Annotated in this window: 15 protein-coding genes; 8 read left to right on the top strand and 7 right to left on the bottom strand. The window is 66.0% G+C overall.

The genetic code is table 11. The annotated features are described in order from the left end of the window. Position 1 precedes the first annotated feature (1 nt). Genes G6N77_RS02230 through G6N77_RS02220 form a run of 3 tightly spaced genes read left to right on the top strand, consistent with a single transcriptional unit; the run spans position 2 to position 2,213 of the window. Positions 2 to 880 carry a carbohydrate ABC transporter permease gene (locus G6N77_RS02230; protein WP_165180367.1) on the top strand — a complete coding sequence of 293 codons (879 nt, stop codon included), beginning with the start codon at positions 2 to 4 and terminating at the stop codon, positions 878 to 880. Further along, positions 881 to 1,138 carry an NAD(P)(+) transhydrogenase (Re/Si-specific) subunit beta gene (locus G6N77_RS02225; RefSeq protein ID WP_165180366.1) on the top strand — a complete coding sequence of 86 codons (258 nt, stop codon included), beginning with the start codon at positions 881 to 883 and terminating at the stop codon, positions 1,136 to 1,138. It abuts the gene before it with no gap. 49 nt (positions 1,139 to 1,187) lie between these two features. Continuing rightward, on the top strand, positions 1,188 to 2,213 hold the full coding sequence (locus G6N77_RS02220) for a LacI family DNA-binding transcriptional regulator (protein ID WP_165180365.1): 1,026 nt from the start codon (positions 1,188 to 1,190) through the stop codon (positions 2,211 to 2,213). A 14-nt stretch (positions 2,214 to 2,227) separates the two neighbouring features. Here G6N77_RS02220 and G6N77_RS02215 read toward each other — a convergent pair whose 3' ends face one another. The 5 genes from G6N77_RS02215 to G6N77_RS02195 all read right to left on the bottom strand — a co-directional run bounded on the left by G6N77_RS02215 (position 2,228) and on the right by G6N77_RS02195 (position 7,634). Beyond that, entirely contained in the window at positions 2,228 to 3,070 is an 843-nt protein-coding gene (locus G6N77_RS02215; RefSeq protein ID WP_165180364.1) for a DUF8083 family protein, read from the bottom strand. 3 nt (positions 3,071 to 3,073) lie between these two features. Then, on the bottom strand, positions 3,074 to 3,877 hold the full coding sequence (locus G6N77_RS02210) for an exodeoxyribonuclease III (RefSeq protein WP_165180363.1): 804 nt from the start codon (positions 3,875 to 3,877) through the stop codon (positions 3,074 to 3,076). A gap of 276 nt (positions 3,878 to 4,153) precedes the next feature. Beyond that, a complete protein-coding gene (locus G6N77_RS02205; protein ID WP_165180362.1) occupies positions 4,154 to 5,899 on the bottom strand; it encodes an AMP-binding protein in 1,746 nt (581 codons plus the stop codon). A gap of 76 nt (positions 5,900 to 5,975) precedes the next feature. Beyond that, a complete protein-coding gene (gene nadE / locus G6N77_RS02200; RefSeq protein ID WP_165180361.1) occupies positions 5,976 to 6,797 on the bottom strand; it encodes an ammonia-dependent NAD(+) synthetase in 822 nt (273 codons plus the stop codon). 75 nt (positions 6,798 to 6,872) lie between these two features. Beyond that, on the bottom strand, positions 6,873 to 7,634 hold the full coding sequence (locus G6N77_RS02195) for a FadR/GntR family transcriptional regulator (RefSeq protein ID WP_165180360.1): 762 nt from the start codon (positions 7,632 to 7,634) through the stop codon (positions 6,873 to 6,875). Between the two features lie 138 nt (positions 7,635 to 7,772). Between G6N77_RS02195 and G6N77_RS02190 the strand changes: the two genes are divergently transcribed. From G6N77_RS02190 to G6N77_RS02170, 5 genes are all read left to right on the top strand, one after another. Then, positions 7,773 to 9,053 carry an ABC transporter substrate-binding protein gene (locus G6N77_RS02190; protein ID WP_165180359.1) on the top strand — a complete coding sequence of 427 codons (1,281 nt, stop codon included), beginning with the start codon at positions 7,773 to 7,775 and terminating at the stop codon, positions 9,051 to 9,053. 93 nt (positions 9,054 to 9,146) lie between these two features. After that, complete coding sequence (locus G6N77_RS02185) at positions 9,147 to 10,082, top strand: carbohydrate ABC transporter permease (RefSeq protein ID WP_240901600.1); 936 nt, start codon at positions 9,147 to 9,149, stop codon at positions 10,080 to 10,082. Then, a complete protein-coding gene (locus G6N77_RS02180; RefSeq protein ID WP_165180358.1) occupies positions 10,083 to 10,955 on the top strand; it encodes a carbohydrate ABC transporter permease in 873 nt (290 codons plus the stop codon). Between the two features lie 11 nt (positions 10,956 to 10,966). Next, positions 10,967 to 12,118 (top strand): galactonate dehydratase, encoded by a 1,152-nt coding sequence (gene dgoD, locus G6N77_RS02175; protein ID WP_165180486.1) that lies wholly within the window; start codon positions 10,967 to 10,969, stop codon positions 12,116 to 12,118. Between the two features lie 46 nt (positions 12,119 to 12,164). Further along, positions 12,165 to 13,157 (top strand): zinc-dependent alcohol dehydrogenase, encoded by a 993-nt coding sequence (locus tag G6N77_RS02170; RefSeq protein ID WP_165180357.1) that lies wholly within the window; start codon positions 12,165 to 12,167, stop codon positions 13,155 to 13,157. 60 nt (positions 13,158 to 13,217) lie between these two features. On the opposite strand, the gene G6N77_RS02165 is transcribed toward G6N77_RS02170, so the two are convergent. Both G6N77_RS02165 and G6N77_RS02160 read right to left on the bottom strand, forming a co-directional pair. Then, the gene (locus G6N77_RS02165) at positions 13,218 to 13,886 is read right to left on the bottom strand and encodes a response regulator (RefSeq protein WP_165180356.1); all 669 of its coding nucleotides are present in this window, start codon (positions 13,884 to 13,886) and stop codon (positions 13,218 to 13,220) included. Beyond that, on the bottom strand, positions 13,879 to 15,468 hold the full coding sequence (locus tag G6N77_RS02160; RefSeq protein WP_165180355.1) for an ATP-binding protein: 1,590 nt from the start codon (positions 15,466 to 15,468) through the stop codon (positions 13,879 to 13,881). Before G6N77_RS02160 ends, G6N77_RS02165 begins: the two co-directional genes overlap by 8 nt. Between the last annotated feature and the right edge of the window lie 31 nt (positions 15,469 to 15,499).

Raw genomic sequence — 15,499 nt, 5'->3', positions numbered from 1 at the left:
AATGAGCGCCACAACCTTGGACCCGGCGGCGGCAAAGTCCGTTGCCCGCCGGCGGGAGCGCTGGTCCAGCTCCCGCACCTACATCAGCGCGGCCATCATCCTTATCTGGTGCCTGCTGCCGTTCTACTGGATGATCGTCACGGCGTTCCGCGACGTCGGCTACACCTTTGACCCGACGCCCTGGTTCACGCACGTCACCTGGGACAATTTCACGACAGTGTTTTCCGAAAGCCTGGGCAACCACTTTGCGCAGAACCTGCTGAATTCACTGATTGTCGCCACTGTCACCACTGCCGTGGCCCTGCTGTTCGGTGTGTTTGCCGCCTACGCGCTGGCCCGGCTGGAATTCCGCTTCAAGTTCCTGGTGCTTGGCTTTGTGCTCGGGGCTTCCATGTTCCCCGGCGTTGCCATCGTCACGCCGCTGTTCCAGCTGTTCACCAACATCGGCTGGTTTGGCACCTACCAGGCACTGATCATCCCGAACATCTCGTTCGTGCTGCCGCTGACGGTCTACACGCTCACGTCCTTCTTCCGCGAAATGCCGTGGGAACTGGAGGAAGCCGCCCGCATTGACGGCTGCACGCAGGGTGAGGCCTTCCGCAAGGTCATCATGCCGCTGGCGGCCCCGGCCGTGTTCACCACTGCCATTCTGGCCTTCATCGGCGCCTGGAATGAGTTCCTGATTGCCAGCCAGCTGTCCAGCGAGGCCACGAAAACGGTGACAGTGGCCATCGCCTACTTTGCCGGCTCGCAGCCTCACCAGGAACCGTACACGGCCGTCATGGCAGCAGGTACCGTGGTGACCATCCCGCTGGTGATCCTGGTGCTGGTGTTCCAGCGCAAGATCGTGGCCGGCCTGACGGCAGGGGCGGTGAAGTAGATGGCCGGCCGCAAGCAGAAGGATTCGGGGCTGCATGCCCCCGCCTCCCGGCAGCGCAGCGCCGAGGACTTCGACTTGATCATCGGCTTCCTGGGCTTCTGGGCCCTGGTGGTCCTGGCCGTCACCGTCTGGATGGAGGTCACGGGGCAGCCGGCCCTGCTGTGGGCCATGGGGCTGCTGGCCCTGGTGCTCGGGCTGTGGGGAATGGTCAGGCTGCGACGCAAGCTCCCGGCCCGCACGGCGCGGCGCCCGCGCTGACCATGCCAGGCAGGGGATAGTCGCAACACACCTTAAGGGGGCGGAATCCATGGGCGTCAGCATTGACGACGTGGCGGCACGGGCCCAAGTGTCCACTGCGACGGTTTCGCGGGCGCTGCGGGGCTTGCCGCGGGTCAGCGAGGCCACTCGGGCCAAGGTCCTGGCCGTGGCCGAGTCAATGGGGTACGTGCCGTCGCCGTCGGCCAGCGGATTGGCCAGCGGGCGCACCAGGACCGTGGGGGTGTTGGTGCCGTTCGTGGACCGCTGGTACTTTGGGCACGCCATTGAGGGCATCGACCAGGTCCTTCGGGACAACGGCTACAACCTGCTGCTCTTCAGCCTTGGCGGCTACCTGCACGGGCAAAAGCGCAGCTTCACCGAAAGCATGGTGCGCAAGCAGATCGACGGGCTGCTGGTGCTCTCCCTGGGCCTCTCCGACGAGGAGCTCCGCCAGCTGCACCACACCGACATTCCACTGATGTCGGTGGGCGGGCCCGTGGAGGGGTGCAGCGGCGTCTACATTGACGACGCCGCTGCCGCGACTATGGCAACGGAACACCTGATTGGGCTGGGGCATCGCCGGATAGGGTACCTGCACGGCGGCGTCCAGGATGAACGCAACTTCAGGGTTCCCGCACTGCGGACTGTGGCCTTTGAGGAAACCATGTCCCGGGCCGGGCTGGAATTGAGGCCGGAATGGATGGTTGCCGGCGATTTCACCGTGGCGGAAGGGGTCCGGGGCGCGGCCAAGATCTTCGAGCTGCCGGGTGAACTGCCGACGGCCATTTTTTGCGGCTCGGATGAAATGGCGCTCGGGGTCATTTTTGAGGCCCAGCGCCGGGGCATCCGCGTGCCGGAGGAACTCTCCGTTGCCGGGATTGACGACCATGACTTTTCCGGGCCCGCCGGGCTGACCACCATTGCCCAAAAACCGTGGGAACACGGCCGGGCCGCCGCCGCCATGGTGCTGGGCGAGCTTGCCGGGAAAAAAGACTCGGTGCGGGAGCGGTTCATGCCCTTTGAACTTGTTGTACGGCAGTCCACAGCCCCGCCCCGGACGTCGGTGGGCGCCTAGTTTGCCTAGTTTGCCTAGTTTGCGCGGGCCAGCTGCCGGATGGGAATCCACCGGTTGGCCAGGCGGCGGTACGCGGCCGCCGCGCCCGTCAGGTCCCCTTCGGCCAGGCTCTGCAGGCCGGCGTGGACATCCGCGGGGGACTCGTCCGGGTGCACCCGGTTGGCCACGGGGCCGTAGTCCAGTTCCACCACGCCGGCGTCGTCAAAGCCGTCCAGCCAACCGTGGAGTTCGTCCAGTTCCTCGAACAAGTCAAGGTCCGGCGCCATTTCCGCCAGCATTTTCAGTGTCCGCCCGGACCGTTCGACGGCGACGGGCACGGGGACCTGGATGCGCACCGTGAGGACGCGGCCGTTGGCCTCCACCACCTCCATGCGGTCGTTGGCGTAGACCAGGGTAAACCAGCTGAAGGGGATGCCCCAGGTGGAGACCCGGGTTTGCAGGGAGGTCCCGGGACCCGGGACGGTTTCCAGGCGTTCCAGGTGCCGGTCCCATTCGGTGTCCGGCACCACCAGCTTGGCAAGCTGCGCGAGGGGACCGGAGAGCAGTTCAGTGGTGGCCGCAATGGACCTCGCCACCACCTGGTTGGGGGCGTAGAGCAGGGGCGCGTCCTCATCCATTTGAAGCACCCGCACCCTGTCCACGGCCGGCGTCGGGAGCGGGTTGGCACTGGGCCTGCTGACGCGCCCCAGCGAGTCCGCCAGCTCCTGGGCGTCCACGCTCACCGCATTTTGTTCCGGTTCCACCCGCTGGCGCAGGTAGCCGAACTGTTCCGGCGTGTACGCCTCGCGGGGCAGGTAGATGCGCAGGCTGGAGACAAACGGCAGTTGCACGCCGCCCAAATACAGCCCACTGCGCATGGCCTAGCCCAGCTCCACGATCACCGGGGCATGGTCCGAGGCGCCCTTGCCCTTGCGTTCCTCGCGGTCGATTTCGGCCCCGGACACGCGCGCCGCCAGGGCCGGGGAGGCCATGACAAAGTCGATGCGCATGCCTTCCTTTTTGGGGAAGCGCAGCTGGGTGTAGTCCCAGTAGGTGTAAACGCCCGGGCCCGGGTGCAGGGGACGGACGACGTCGGCAAATCCGGCGGTTTCAAACGCGGAGAAGGCCGCCCGCTCGGGGGCGCTGACGTGGGTGAGGCCCTGTTCGATGAAGAAGTCGATGTCCCAGACGTCGTCGTCCTGGGGGGCAATGTTCCAGTCGCCCATGAGGGCGATCTGGACCTGGGGGTCGGCAGCCAGCCAGCCCGCCGCCTGGTCCTTGAGCTCGGCCAGCCACTTCAGCTTGTACGGCATGTGCTCGTCATCCAGGGCGCGGCCGTTGGGCACGTACAGGCTCCAGATGCGCACGCCGTTGCAGGTGGCGCCAATGGCACGGGCCTCCTGCACGGGGTCCTTGCCGCCCTTGCCAAAGGCGGGCTGGCCGGGGAAGGTGCGTTCGACGTCGTCGAGCCCCACGCGGGAGGCGATGGCCACCCCGTTCCACTGGCTGAAGCCAAAGTGGGCCACCTCGTAGCCGTTGTTTTCAAAGAGCTCCCAAGGGAAGTTTTCATCCTTGCACTTGGTCTCTTGGATGGCGAGCACGTCCGCGTCGGTCCGGCGCAGCCAGTCCTCCACGCGGTCGGCACGGGCACGCAGCGAGTTCACATTCCAGGTCGCAATCTTCACGCCTTCAAACTATCAACTAAAGCTGAAGAACTCGTGTTCCGGCCGAGTCGATCGGTCAAGGAGGTCACTCCCCGCCAGCGCCCCCACGACCTCCAAGGTTCCCCCACTCCGACGCTCCCTCACCTTTTGCGGTGTTTGGGGCGGCCCTCCCTCACGTTTCGCGGTGTTTCCGGCGACGCTCCCTCAGCTTTAAAAAGTGGTGAGTGAGCGTTCGCGAAAACATGCCATTTGATGAGGGAGGGTCGGGGTTTGTGCCCATTTGATGAGGGAGGGTTTTTAGGAGGTTTCGAGGAATTCCGTGTCCAGGTATTCACGGCCCAGGCCGTTCGGGGTGGGTGTGCCGGCCACCGCACCGCCGCTGCCGTGGCGCGCCACCTCGTTGGCCCGCAGTTCCACGCGGCGGATCTTGCCGGAGATGGTCTTGGGCAGCTCAGCAAATTCCAGCCGGCGGATCCGCTTGTAGGCCGGCAGGTGCTCACGGCAGTAGGCGAAAATTTCGCCCGCCAGCGCGTCGCTGGGTTCATACGCCGCCGCCAGCACCACGTAGGCCTTGGGCACGCTCAGCCGCAGCGCATCGGGCGACGGGACCACGGCAGCCTCGGCCACGGCCGGGTGTTCAATGAGCACGCTCTCCAGCTCGAAGGGAGAGAGGCGGTAGTCCGAGGACTTGAACACGTCGTCGCTGCGGCCCACGTAGGTCAGGATGCCGTTTTCGTCCCGGCTGGCAACGTCGCCCGTGTGGTAGTAGCCGCCGCGGAAGGCCTTGGCCGTCTTCTCCGGATCCCCGTAGTAGCCCTTGGTGAGCCCCACGGGGGCGGGGTCCAAGCGCAGGCAAAGCTCGCCGTCGTCCTTCTCCTCACCGGTGATCAGGTCCAGGAGGACGACGTCGTAGCCCGGGAGCGGGCGGCCCATGGAGCCGATCTTGATGGGCTGGCCGGGCGTGTTGGCGACCTGCACGGTGGTCTCCGTCTGGCCGAAGCCGTCGCGGATCAGCTGGCCCCAGGCACGCTCCACCTGCCCGATGACCTCGGCATTGAGCGGTTCGCCGGCCGAGACGACCTTGGTGGGCGGGTGCTTCAGCAGGGTCAGGTCCGCCTGGATGAGCATGCGCCACACGGTGGGCGGGGCGCAGAAGCTGGTGACATGTTCGGCGTCCATCTGGGCCATGAGGGCGGCGGCGTCAAAGCGCGTGTAGTTGTAGATGAACACGCAGGCCTCGGCGATCCACGGTGTGAACACATTGGACCAGGCGTGCTTGGCCCAGCCGGGGGAGGCAACGTTGAGGTGGACGTCGCCCGGCTCCAGACCGATCCAGAACATGGTGGAGAGGTGGCCCACGGGATAGGAGGTGTGCGTGTGCTCCACCAGCTTGGCCTTGGACGTGGTGCCGGAGGTGAAGTAGAGCAGCATGGTTTCGTCTGCCTTGGTGGGGGCGTCCGGGGTGAAGTTTTCCGGGCTCCCGGCCGAATCCGCGAAGTCGAGGACCGGCCGCCCGGCCTCCGCATCCGTGCTGCCGGCGCCGACGCCCACCAGGGTGTAGTCCCCGGGCACGTCGGCAAACTTGGGGGCGTCTTCGGCGCGCGCCGTTACCCAGTGGGCACCGCCGCGCTCCACCCTGTCGCGCAGGTCCGCCGGGCCCATCATGGTGGTGGTGGGGATCATGACAACGCCCAGCTTGATGCAGGCCAGCATCACTTCCCACAGCTCCACCTGGTTGCCCAGCATGATGATCATGTGCTCGCCGCGCCGGATGCCGTGGCTCCGCAGCCAGTTGGCCACCTGGTTTGAGCGTTGGGACAGCTCCGAGAAGCTGCGCCTGGTGGCGGTGCCGTCCTGTTCCACGATGACCAGTGCGGGGTTGTTCCCCGTGGCGGGGTCGCGGGCGATCGCGTCGATCCAGTCCAGCGCAAAGTTGAACTCGGTGAACGCCGGCCATGTGAACTCCCGTTGTGCCCGGGCGTTGTCCAGGCGCATTTCCAGCAGCTTGTTGCGGGCCGCGCGGAATTCTTCAGTGACGTTCATGGTGTTCACCTTTCGGCGTCGAAAGACGGTGTTCCTTGTCACCTTGAATATACGCGCAGCCCCCGCCGGGCTGCCCCTATTTCCACCAGGTGTCCAGCACGGACACGGGGGTGGTGCGCTTGTGGCGGCTTTGCAGGTAGCGGCGTTCTATGTTCGCAGCAGCCTCCGGGGCAATGTCCCGGCCCTCGAGGTAGTCGTCGATGTCGTCGTAGCTGATGCCCAGCTCGTCCTCGTCCGTGCGCCCGGGGACGCCGTCGAGCAGGTCCGCTGTGGGTGCCTTGCCCCACAGCTTTTCCGGGGCGCCCAGCTCCTTCAGGAGGGCCCGGTTTTGGCGCTTGTTCAGGGTGAACAGCGGCAGGATGTCCGCGCCGCCGTCGCCAAACTTGGTGAAGAACCCGGTGACGGACTCCGCCGCATGGTCAGTGCCGATCACCAGCAGGTTTCCCTGGCCGGCCAGCGCATACTGGGCCACCATGCGGGAGCGGGCCTTGATGTTGCCCTTGTTGAAGTCTGAAAGATCCGTGGTGCCGCCCCTGGCGAACTCGGCCTCGAAGCTGTCCACGGCCGGGGCGATGTTGAACGTCCGCTCCACCTGGGGCTTGATGAAGTCCAGTGCGGCCCGGGCGTCGTCCTCGTCATGCTGGACGCCGTAGGGCAGGCGGACGGCGATGAAGGTGGCGTCAGTGCCCTCGGCAGCGAGCTCCTCCACGGCCAGCTGGGCCAGGCGGCCTGCCAGCGTGGAATCGAGGCCACCGCTGATGCCCAGCACGAAGCCGTTGGTGCCGGTGGAGGCCCGGTAGTCCTTGAGGAACTCCACCCGCCGGGCAATTTCCGCTGCCGGATCGATGGCTGGCCGGACGCCCAGTTCTGCAATGATTTGTGCCTGTAGTTCGCGCATGTCAAAAGGGTATCGCTTCCATGTTTCGGGGGTGTTGCACGCCCGGCCCCGGCCCGGGCAAGACTGCCTGCGGATTTACGCTTCCTCGACGCCGTGGATTTGGGACCAGATGACGCCCATTTCATCCATGGACTGCTCCACTATCTTGGTCATTGCGGCCTGTGCGGCGTCACCGTTGCCGCGCTGGACCGCATTGGCCACATCGGAATGGAAGCCCATGGCGTGGTGGTTGGGGCTGTGGGGCATGAGGCCGTGCTCAATGCGGCCCTTCAGGACCTCCGTGACCAGGGAATTAAGCTGGGCAAACATTTCATTCCCCGATGCCTCCAGCAGCTTTGCGTGGAACTCGACGTCAAGTTTCAGGAACGTCTCAAGGTCCGAGGCCTGCCCCGAAGCCCACATCTTCGCGGACAGGGCCACCAGGTCGCTGGCCTGAGTGAAGCTGGCGCGCGCGGCTGCCAGTTTGGCGGCCATGGGTTCGACGGCGGAGCGCAGTTCGCCCAGGCTGCGCAACTGCTCGAGCCGGCTGCCCGACGCAAGGCGCCACCGGATGACGTGCGGATCGTACAGATTCCAGGCGGACTGGGGCTGCACCAGCGTGCCCAGGCGCCGGCGGGAAGCCAGCAGCCCCAGCGAGGAAAGCACCCGAATGACTTCGCGGACCACCGACCGGGACACGCCGTAGCGCGATTCCAATTCCTCGACGCTCAGGACGGCACCCACGGGAAACTCCCCTGTCACGATGGCCAGGCCCAGCTTGTCCACCAGTGATGAATGGAGGTATTCGCGCGGCATGCCTGGGACTGGCGCTGGCGCGGCGCTGTGGGGAGCGGTCATTGAAGCATCATATCGATTCGGTCTCGACTCTTGATAAGTATGTTTTATGAGACTAGCATCACAAATACGGCATATGTTTTTGAATGCCAGCGAACTGTTTGGAACTTCGGTTCCGGCCTCATCGAAAGGGAAGTCGTAATGAAGCGACGCTCTGTACTGCAGCTTTTGGCTGTGGCTGTAGTTGTTCCGTTTGGTGTTGCCGCCTGTGGCGGCACCGACTCAAAGGCCACCGGCACCTTGCGTGTCACGCTGGCCAACCACGTATGGACGGAGGGCATCAAGGCAGCCATCCCTGAATTTGAAAAAGACTCCGGCCTGAAGGTGGAGCTGACCCAGCTGGGCGAGGACCAGCTCTCCGACCAGTACAACGTCAAGCTCAACGCCGGCACCAACGAGATCGACGTGATGATGTACCGCCCGCTGCAGGAGGGCAAGCTCTTCGCCAAGAACAAGTACCTTGCCGACCTGAGCAGCAACGTGAAGTCGGATGCCGCGTGGGACTGGGCCGACTTCCAAAAGGGCCCAGTGTCCTCCACAACATTTGAAAACAAGGTGGTGGGCGTGCCCATCATCACCGAGCGCGAAGTCCTGTACTACCGCAAGGACCTCTTGGAGGCTGCCGGCGTGGCAGTGCCGAAGACCATGGAAGAGCTCGAAGCCGCGGCCAAGAAGGTCTCCGCCGCCAACAAGGGCGTGGCGGGTTTCGTGGCGCGCACCAACAAGTCCGCAGCCGTCACACAGTTCTCCAGCTTCCTGTACAGCTTCGGCGGCGACTTCATCGACGGGTCCGGCAAGGCGTCGCTTGACACGCCCGAAGCCAAGGCAGCCTACGCCTTTTACGGCGGGCTGCTCCACAACCATGGACCGGCGAATGTCAGCACGGACATGAGCTGGCCGGAGGCCATGGCCATTTTCACCCAGGGCAACGCTGTCTTCTACACCGAAGCCGATTCCCTGTACAAGAATGCCACCGACACGGCCAAGTCCAAGGTGGCTGACAAGGTGGGCTTTGCCGCCCTCCCGGCCGGGCCCGCAGGGTCCAAGCCGTACAACGTTCCGTCCTGGGCCCTGGGTATCAATGACGCCTCCGGCAACAAGGACAACGCCTGGAAGTTCATCCAGTGGGCCACCTCCAAGGCCCGCACCCTGGCAGCCCAGAAGGCCGGCGTCCCCGGCCCGCGGTCGTCGGTCTGGGCCGATCCGGCCGGCACGTCCACCTACCCGAAGGACCTGGGCGAGGCCATCGCTTTCAGCGCCGAGCACGGCATTGGGCACGACCGTCCACTGGTGATCGCCGTGGCCAAGGCCCGTGAGATTGTGGGCGAACCGATTGTCACCGCCATCACGGGCGGCGATTCCGCGGGGGCCGCCGCAACGGCCAACACCGCGTTCCAGAAGTTCCTGGATACCGACAAGTAACCACCCGCAGGGCGGGGCGCAGTGAGCTGCCCCGCCCTGCACCTCCCGGGCCCGCCGGGCACTGCCCTCCTATGACAACTCCCTAGGTGAACCATGTCTGTTTCCGTAAAAACCCCGGTGGACACCCCCAAGGTGACTGCCGCACGGTCCTTCTCCGACTGGGCCAACAAGCACCGAAAATGGCTCTTTGCCGCCCCGGCCATGATCTTTGTGGGCGTGCTGATCATCTTCCCCCTCGGCTGGACGCTCTACCTCAGCCTGACCGATTCGCACGGCTCGGTGCGGGCGTCGTCGGACTTCATCGGCCTGGGCAACTACACCACCGTCTTGTCGGACTTTGACAGGTTCTGGCCGGCGGTGGGCCGCACGGTGTACTTCACGGCCACCGCGCTGGTGGTTGAAATGGTGCTGGGAATGATGATTGCCCTGCTGCTGTGGCGCCCCTTCCGCGGCGAAAAATGGGTCAGGGTGGCGATCCTGCTGCCCCTCGTGGCCACCCCCGTGGCCGTCGGCATGATGTGGCGGCTGATCTTTGACCCGAACATGGGCTTCGCCAACCAGATGCTGTCCTGGGTGGGCATTCCGCCGCAGCCCTGGCTGTCCGGCCAGGCCACGGCACTGCCCACCACCATCTTCATGGACATCTGGCAGTGGACCCCCATGGTGGTGCTGATCCTGCTGGCCGGGCTGACGTCCCTGCCGGAGGAAACCGACGAGGCCGCCCGCGTTGACGGCGCCAACGCCTGGCAGCGCTTCTTCCTGGTCACGCTGCCGCTGCTGAAGGCAACCGTCATAGTGGCTGTGCTGCTGCGCAGCATTGACGCCCTGAAGACCTTCGACATCCTGTATGCCACCAAGGGCAAGGGCGGCGGGTCCTTCCACGAGGTGGAGACACTGAACGTGTACGCCTATGGGCTCAGCTTTGACTACAACGAATACGGGATGTCCTCCGCCGTCCTGATTATCTTCTTCCTCATCATCATTGGGTTCATGTGGATCCTGACCCGCCGCCGGAAAGGACAGAACTAGATGTCACATCTGTCGCTGCAAGCAGAACATGCCAGGCCCGTGGCCGCACAGCGCCGCAAGCCGGCAGGGGTGCGGGCCTACGGCTGGTTCCGGGTGGTGGCGCTGGCCGTCGTCGTGCTGGCCCTGCTGGCGCCCCTGGCCTGGCTGGTGGCCTCCTCCCTGAAGACCAACGTGGACATCTACGATCCCACCAAGACCATCATCTTCAAGCCGACGTTTGAGAACTACGTCAACGTGCTGACCCGCAACAACTACTTCATCTACATCTTCAACAGCTTCTGGGTGGCGTTTGTCTCCACGGGCCTGTCGCTGCTGCTGGGGGTGCCGGCTGCCTACGCCATGAGCCGGTTCACCATGCACCGCTCGGCCCTGGTGGTGCTCATGGCCAGGGTCATCCCCGGCATCACCTTGCTGGTGCCCTGGTACTACGTGTTCTCCAACATGCGCATGGTGGGCGGTTTCACGGTGCTGATCATGAGCCACATGTTCGTGGCGCTGCCGCTGATTGTGTACATCATGATCAGCTACTTTGACTCCATGCCGCTGGAGCTGGAGGAATCGGCCCAGGTGGACGGGCTCACGCCCATCGGCGCCTTCAGCCACATCACCCTGCCCCTGTCCATTGGCGGCATGGCGACGGCGGGAATCCTGGCGTTCATCTTTTCCTGGAACAACTTCATGTTTGCCCTGGTGCTCTCCGGCTCGCGCACCAAGACACTACCGGTGGCCATCTTTGACTTTGTCTCCTACGCCAGCATCGACTGGGGCGGGCTCATGGCCGCGGCCACCGTGGTCACCGTGCCCATCATGGTTATTGCCCTGTTCACGCAAAAGTACATTGTCTCCGGCATGACGGCGGGGGCCATCAAGTGACCGGCGGCAGCATGGACACCCGGATCACCAGGGTTGAAACATTCATGGTGCCCCCGCGCTGGCTGTTTGTCCGCATCGAAACGGCCGGCGGCATTGTGGGCTGGGGCGAGGCCACGTGTGAGGGGCGCAGCGAAACCGTGCGCACCGCCGTCGAACAGCTCGCCGAAGTGCTCCTCGGCGCCGATGCGCTGCGGATCGAGGACCACTGGCAGGTCATGACCAAGGGATCGTTCTACCGCGGCGGCCCCATCCTTTCCAGCGCCGTCTCCGGCCTGGACCAGGCGCTGTGGGACATTGCCGGGAAGCACTTCAACACTCCCGTGCACCAGCTGCTGGGCGGGCACGTCCGCGACAGGATCCGCGTCTATGGCTGGGTGGGCGGGGATGAGCCGGACCAGGTGGCGGACTCCATTGCCGCCCAGCTTGAGGTGGGGCTGACGGCCGTGAAGATGAACGCCAGCGGCCGCATGTCCCGGCTGGGTACGGTTGCCGAGCTCGACGGCGTGGTGCGCCGGGTGGCTGCCGCGCGGGAAGTGCTGGGCGAACACCGGGACGTCGCCGTGGACTTCCACGGCCGCTTCACGCTGGCCAACGCCCGCAAGGTGGCGCCCCTGCTGGAACCCTTCCGGCCGTTCTTCCTGGAGGAGCCCGTGGTGCCTGAGAACTCGCACCTGCTGCGCGAATTCACCTCCAGCACCACCATCCCCGTGGCCACGGGGGAGCGGCTGTACAACCGGCAGGAATTCCTGCCCGCCCTGCAGGCCGGCATTGCCGTGGCCCAGCCGGACCTTTCCCACGCCGGCGGGATCACCGAGGTGCGCAAGATCGCCTCGCTCGCGGAGGTTTACGACGTGCAGCTGGCCCCGCACTGCCCTCTGGGGCCGCTGGCGCTCGCCGCCTGCCTCCAGGTGGGCTTTGCCACGCCGAACTTCCTGATCCAGGAACAAAGCATCGGCATCCATTACAACAAGGGCGCCGAGGTGCTGGACTACGTGCTGGACAAGGAGCCCCTGAAGTTCGTGGACGGCCACTTTGAACGGCTGCTGGGCCCGGGCCTGGGCATCGAGGTGGACGAAAAGGCCGTGCGTGCGGCCGACAAGCGCGGCCATGCATGGCGCGGCCCCGTCTGGCGGCATGCGGACGGCTCATTTGCCGAGTGGTGAGGCGCGGCGCCGGCAGGGGGCCGGCCCGGCACGCGGAGGAGGAACCATGCAAGGACTGGCCAAGATGGCAGCCGGCGCCGCCGGCGTGATGCTGGCGGCGCGCCCGGAGCCCGTTGCCGGGCCGGGGGAGGCGGTGGTGGACGTGGCGGCCGTGGGCATCTGCGGCACCGACCTGCACATCATGCACGACGAGTACCCCTCCCGCCCGCCGGTCACCATGGGGCACGAGATCACGGGCACGGTCAGTGCCGTGGGCAGCCCCTCGGACAAGGCCTGGCTGGGCCGGCGCGTGGCCGTGGAGACCTACTTCCGCACCTGCGAGCGGTGCAGCATGTGCCGGGCCGGGCGCCGGAACCTGTGCGCCCGGAGGGATTCCCTCGGGTCCATGGTCGACGGCGGATTTGCCCGCCAGGTGCTTGTCCCGGCCATCAACCTGCATGCCGTCCCAGCAAATGTCAGTGAGCTGGCCGGCGCGCTGGCGGAACCGCTGGCCTGCGTGGCCCAGTGCCTGGTGGTGCAGTCGTCCGTGCGGGTGGGGGACACAGTGCTGGTGGTGGGCCCCGGACCCATGGGCTTTTTGGCCGCCCAGGTAGCCCGCGCCCAGGGCGCGGCGGTCACCGTGAGCGGCCTGCCGGCCGACTCGGCCCGGCTGGCTGTGTGCGCCGCAGCCGGTTTTGACGTCCTTGATGCAAGGCCTGCGGAGGATTCCTTCGACGTGGCCGTGGAATGTTCCGGTTCGGGCGGCGGTGCCACGGTGGCCATGCGCAGCGCCCGGCGCGGCGGCCACTATGTGGGCGTCGGCATCTTTGGCCGGGACGTCACAGTGCCGCTGGACCTGCTGCTCTACAAGGAGCTGGTCATGTCCAGCGGCTTTGCCTCCACCCCGCAGTCCTGGGAGACAGCCATCCGGCTCATGGCCTCCGGCGCCCTTGACCTGGACGCCGTGGTCACCGGGTCATATCCGCTGGAGAGGTGGGAAGAGGCTTTTGAAGTGCTCAAAAGCGGCTCGGCCATGAAGGTCATGCTGGACCCCCGCTGAGCGTGGCTTCCACGCGCACCGGCGGATCCCGCCGCACCCGCTGAGCGCGCAACGCGGCCCCTAAATGATGGTGTAGGAATTGAGCGGCCGGCCCGTGTTGCCGTAGCTGAGCTCAAGCGCCACCAGGTTCTTGCGCTCCAGGGCGCCCAGGTAGCGCTGGGCCGTGGGCCGGCTGACCCCAAGGCTTTCGGCGATTTCCGCCGCACTGATGGGCCCGCCCGCAGCACGGACGGCGTCGAGCACTTTTTGCATGGTGGGCTGGAGCCTGGGGCCGGGCGCAGCGGGGCGAACCGCGGCGGACCGGGTGTGGTACAGGCTGTCGACAACTGCCTGGCTGGCCGACGGGGCCGAGTCCAGCTCCTGGCGCCACCTCTGGTAGGCCTCCAACTGTGTGCGCAGCTGCTCAAAGCTGAACGGCTTGACCAGGTAATAGACGGCGCCGCTGCTCATGGCGGAACGGACCGTGGCCAGGTCCCGTGCGGCGGTGATGATGATGCAGTCAACCTCCGTGCCCGCAGCCTGCAGGGACCGCAGCAGGGACAGTCCGTCCTCATCCGGCAGGTGCACGTCGAGGAGGAGCAGGTCGGGGGACAGCCGGGCAATGGCCTCCCGCGCCGCGGCGGCGCTGTACACCTCCCCCACGCATTCAAAGCCCTCCACCCGGGCCACCCTGGCGGCATGGATGCGGGCCACCCGGAAGTCGTCGTCGACCACCAGTGTCTTAATCATCGTCGGTCCCTGTCTGGTTTGTGGCGTCCGGGGCTGCCGGCAGCCATACCTCAAAGTTACCGCCCGGACCCGGGAAAATGTCGAGGGTGCCTCCTGCCCCGTGGACAATGCGCGCCACCAGTGCCAGCCCGATGCCCCTGCGCATGCCCGGCCGGGTGTCCTTGGTGGAGTAGCCGTCCACCACCACGGCGTCGATCTGGTCCGCCGGGACGCCGGGGCCGTTGTCCCGGACCGAGATGAAAACGCCGACGGCGTCGTCCAGGTGGATGGTGACGGTGCGCGGCCGCGGCGTGTTGGCCAGCGCGTCAATGGCGTTGTCCAGCAGGTTGCCCACAATCGTCACCACCTCCGTGGCCAGGGCCGGCGGCCGTTCCAGCCGGGAGTCGGAAGTCACCTCGATCTCCACGTCCTGCTCGGCAGCAACCGTGATCTTGGCCAGCAGCAGCGCGGCCAGTTCCGGCGGCGCGATCCGTGAACGCAGCCCCTCGCCCAGGGAACGCGAGGTGGTGGAAAGCTGGGCAACATAGCTCTTGGCCTGCTCCACCTCGCCCAGCTCCAGCAGCCCGTCCACCACGTAGAGGCGGTTGGCGTACTCGTGTTCCAGGGCGCGCATGGCCTCCATGAGCCCCTGGACCGAGTGCAGGTCCCTGACCAGTCCCTCGATTTCGGTGCGGTCGCGCAGGGTGATGACCGAGCCTATGCTTCGCCCGCCAACCGAGACTGGCATGCGGTTGACCACCAGGAGGGCGTCCTCCGTCAGCACCACCTGGTCGACGCCGTCGAGCGTGCCGGTGAGGAGCTGGCGCAGCCGGCCCTCGGGGACCAGCTCGGCAACAGGCGTGCCCAGGGCCGTCTCCTCCACCTTGAGCAGCCGCCGCGCCTCCTCGTTGATGACCGTCACCTTGCCGTCGTCGTCCAGCCCGACGACGGCCTCCCGGATTCCGTGCAGCAGGGCCTCGCGTTCCTGCAGCAGGAAGGCGATCTCTGCCGGTTCGAGGTTGAAGGTGACGCGCTTGATCCGCCTGGACAAAAGCAGCGAGCCGCCCACGCTCAGGAGCAGCACCAGCGCCGAAAAGCCGGCGATAAGCCACATGGTGGCCGCCTGGTCGTCCTGTTCCCTGGTGTCCAGGATTCCCACGGACACTTCGCCAATCACGGCGCCGTCCGTGCCGAAGATTGGCGCCTTGGCGTTGGCCGACAGGCCCAGGCTGCCCTGGTCAAAGCCAAGGTGTGACTTTCCGTCCAGGACGGCCACCGGCTCCTCCAGCTTGTGGCCGATCAGGGCAGGATTCGGATGGGAATAGCGGATGCCGTTGCGGTCGGTGACCACCACATAGGACGGATTGGCGGCCGCCACGATCTGCTTGGCCAACGCCTCAATGTCATGGTGGGGATCCCCCGCGGCCAGTGCCGTGCGGACCTCCGGCATGGCAGCTGTGGTGGTGGCGATGCCCAGCGCCCGGAGCTGGTACTGCCGGTCCAGCGTCCCGTTGCTGACCACGGTGAAAAGGACGGCGCCCAACACCACCGCGAGGACCAGCAGGGAGAGCATGCTGAGCAGGATCTGGGTGGTCAAGGTCATGGACCGGCGCCGGAATCGGCGGGTGGCTTGC

The sequence above is a fragment of the Arthrobacter silviterrae genome, from assembly GCF_011045165.1.
Lineage (GTDB): Bacteria > Actinomycetota > Actinomycetes > Actinomycetales > Micrococcaceae > Specibacter > Specibacter silviterrae.
The sequence above is the reverse complement of the archived record's forward strand: the minus strand, read 5'-3'. Positions and strand labels throughout refer to the sequence as shown.

Coding starts and splice junctions, on each gene's coding strand:
- G6N77_RS02230 (WP_165180367.1), top strand. CDS start 2: ATGAGCGCCACAACCTTGGACCCGGCGGCGGCAAAGTCCGTTGCCCGC.
- G6N77_RS02225 (WP_165180366.1), top strand. CDS start 881: ATGGCCGGCCGCAAGCAGAAGGATTCGGGGCTGCATGCCCCCGCCTCC.
- G6N77_RS02220 (WP_165180365.1), top strand. CDS start 1,188: ATGGGCGTCAGCATTGACGACGTGGCGGCACGGGCCCAAGTGTCCACT.
- G6N77_RS02215 (WP_165180364.1), bottom strand. CDS start 3,070: ATGCGCAGTGGGCTGTATTTGGGCGGCGTGCAACTGCCGTTTGTCTCC.
- G6N77_RS02205 (WP_165180362.1), bottom strand. CDS start 5,899: ATGAACGTCACTGAAGAATTCCGCGCGGCCCGCAACAAGCTGCTGGAA.
- nadE (WP_165180361.1), bottom strand. CDS start 6,797: ATGCGCGAACTACAGGCACAAATCATTGCAGAACTGGGCGTCCGGCCA.
- G6N77_RS02195 (WP_165180360.1), bottom strand. CDS start 7,634: ATGACCGCTCCCCACAGCGCCGCGCCAGCGCCAGTCCCAGGCATGCCG.
- G6N77_RS02190 (WP_165180359.1), top strand. CDS start 7,773: ATGAAGCGACGCTCTGTACTGCAGCTTTTGGCTGTGGCTGTAGTTGTT.
- G6N77_RS02185 (WP_240901600.1), top strand. CDS start 9,147: ATGTCTGTTTCCGTAAAAACCCCGGTGGACACCCCCAAGGTGACTGCC.
- G6N77_RS02180 (WP_165180358.1), top strand. CDS start 10,083: ATGTCACATCTGTCGCTGCAAGCAGAACATGCCAGGCCCGTGGCCGCA.
- dgoD (WP_165180486.1), top strand. CDS start 10,967: ATGGACACCCGGATCACCAGGGTTGAAACATTCATGGTGCCCCCGCGC.
- G6N77_RS02170 (WP_165180357.1), top strand. CDS start 12,165: ATGCAAGGACTGGCCAAGATGGCAGCCGGCGCCGCCGGCGTGATGCTG.
- G6N77_RS02165 (WP_165180356.1), bottom strand. CDS start 13,886: ATGATTAAGACACTGGTGGTCGACGACGACTTCCGGGTGGCCCGCATC.
- G6N77_RS02160 (WP_165180355.1), bottom strand. CDS start 15,468: ATGACCTTGACCACCCAGATCCTGCTCAGCATGCTCTCCCTGCTGGTC.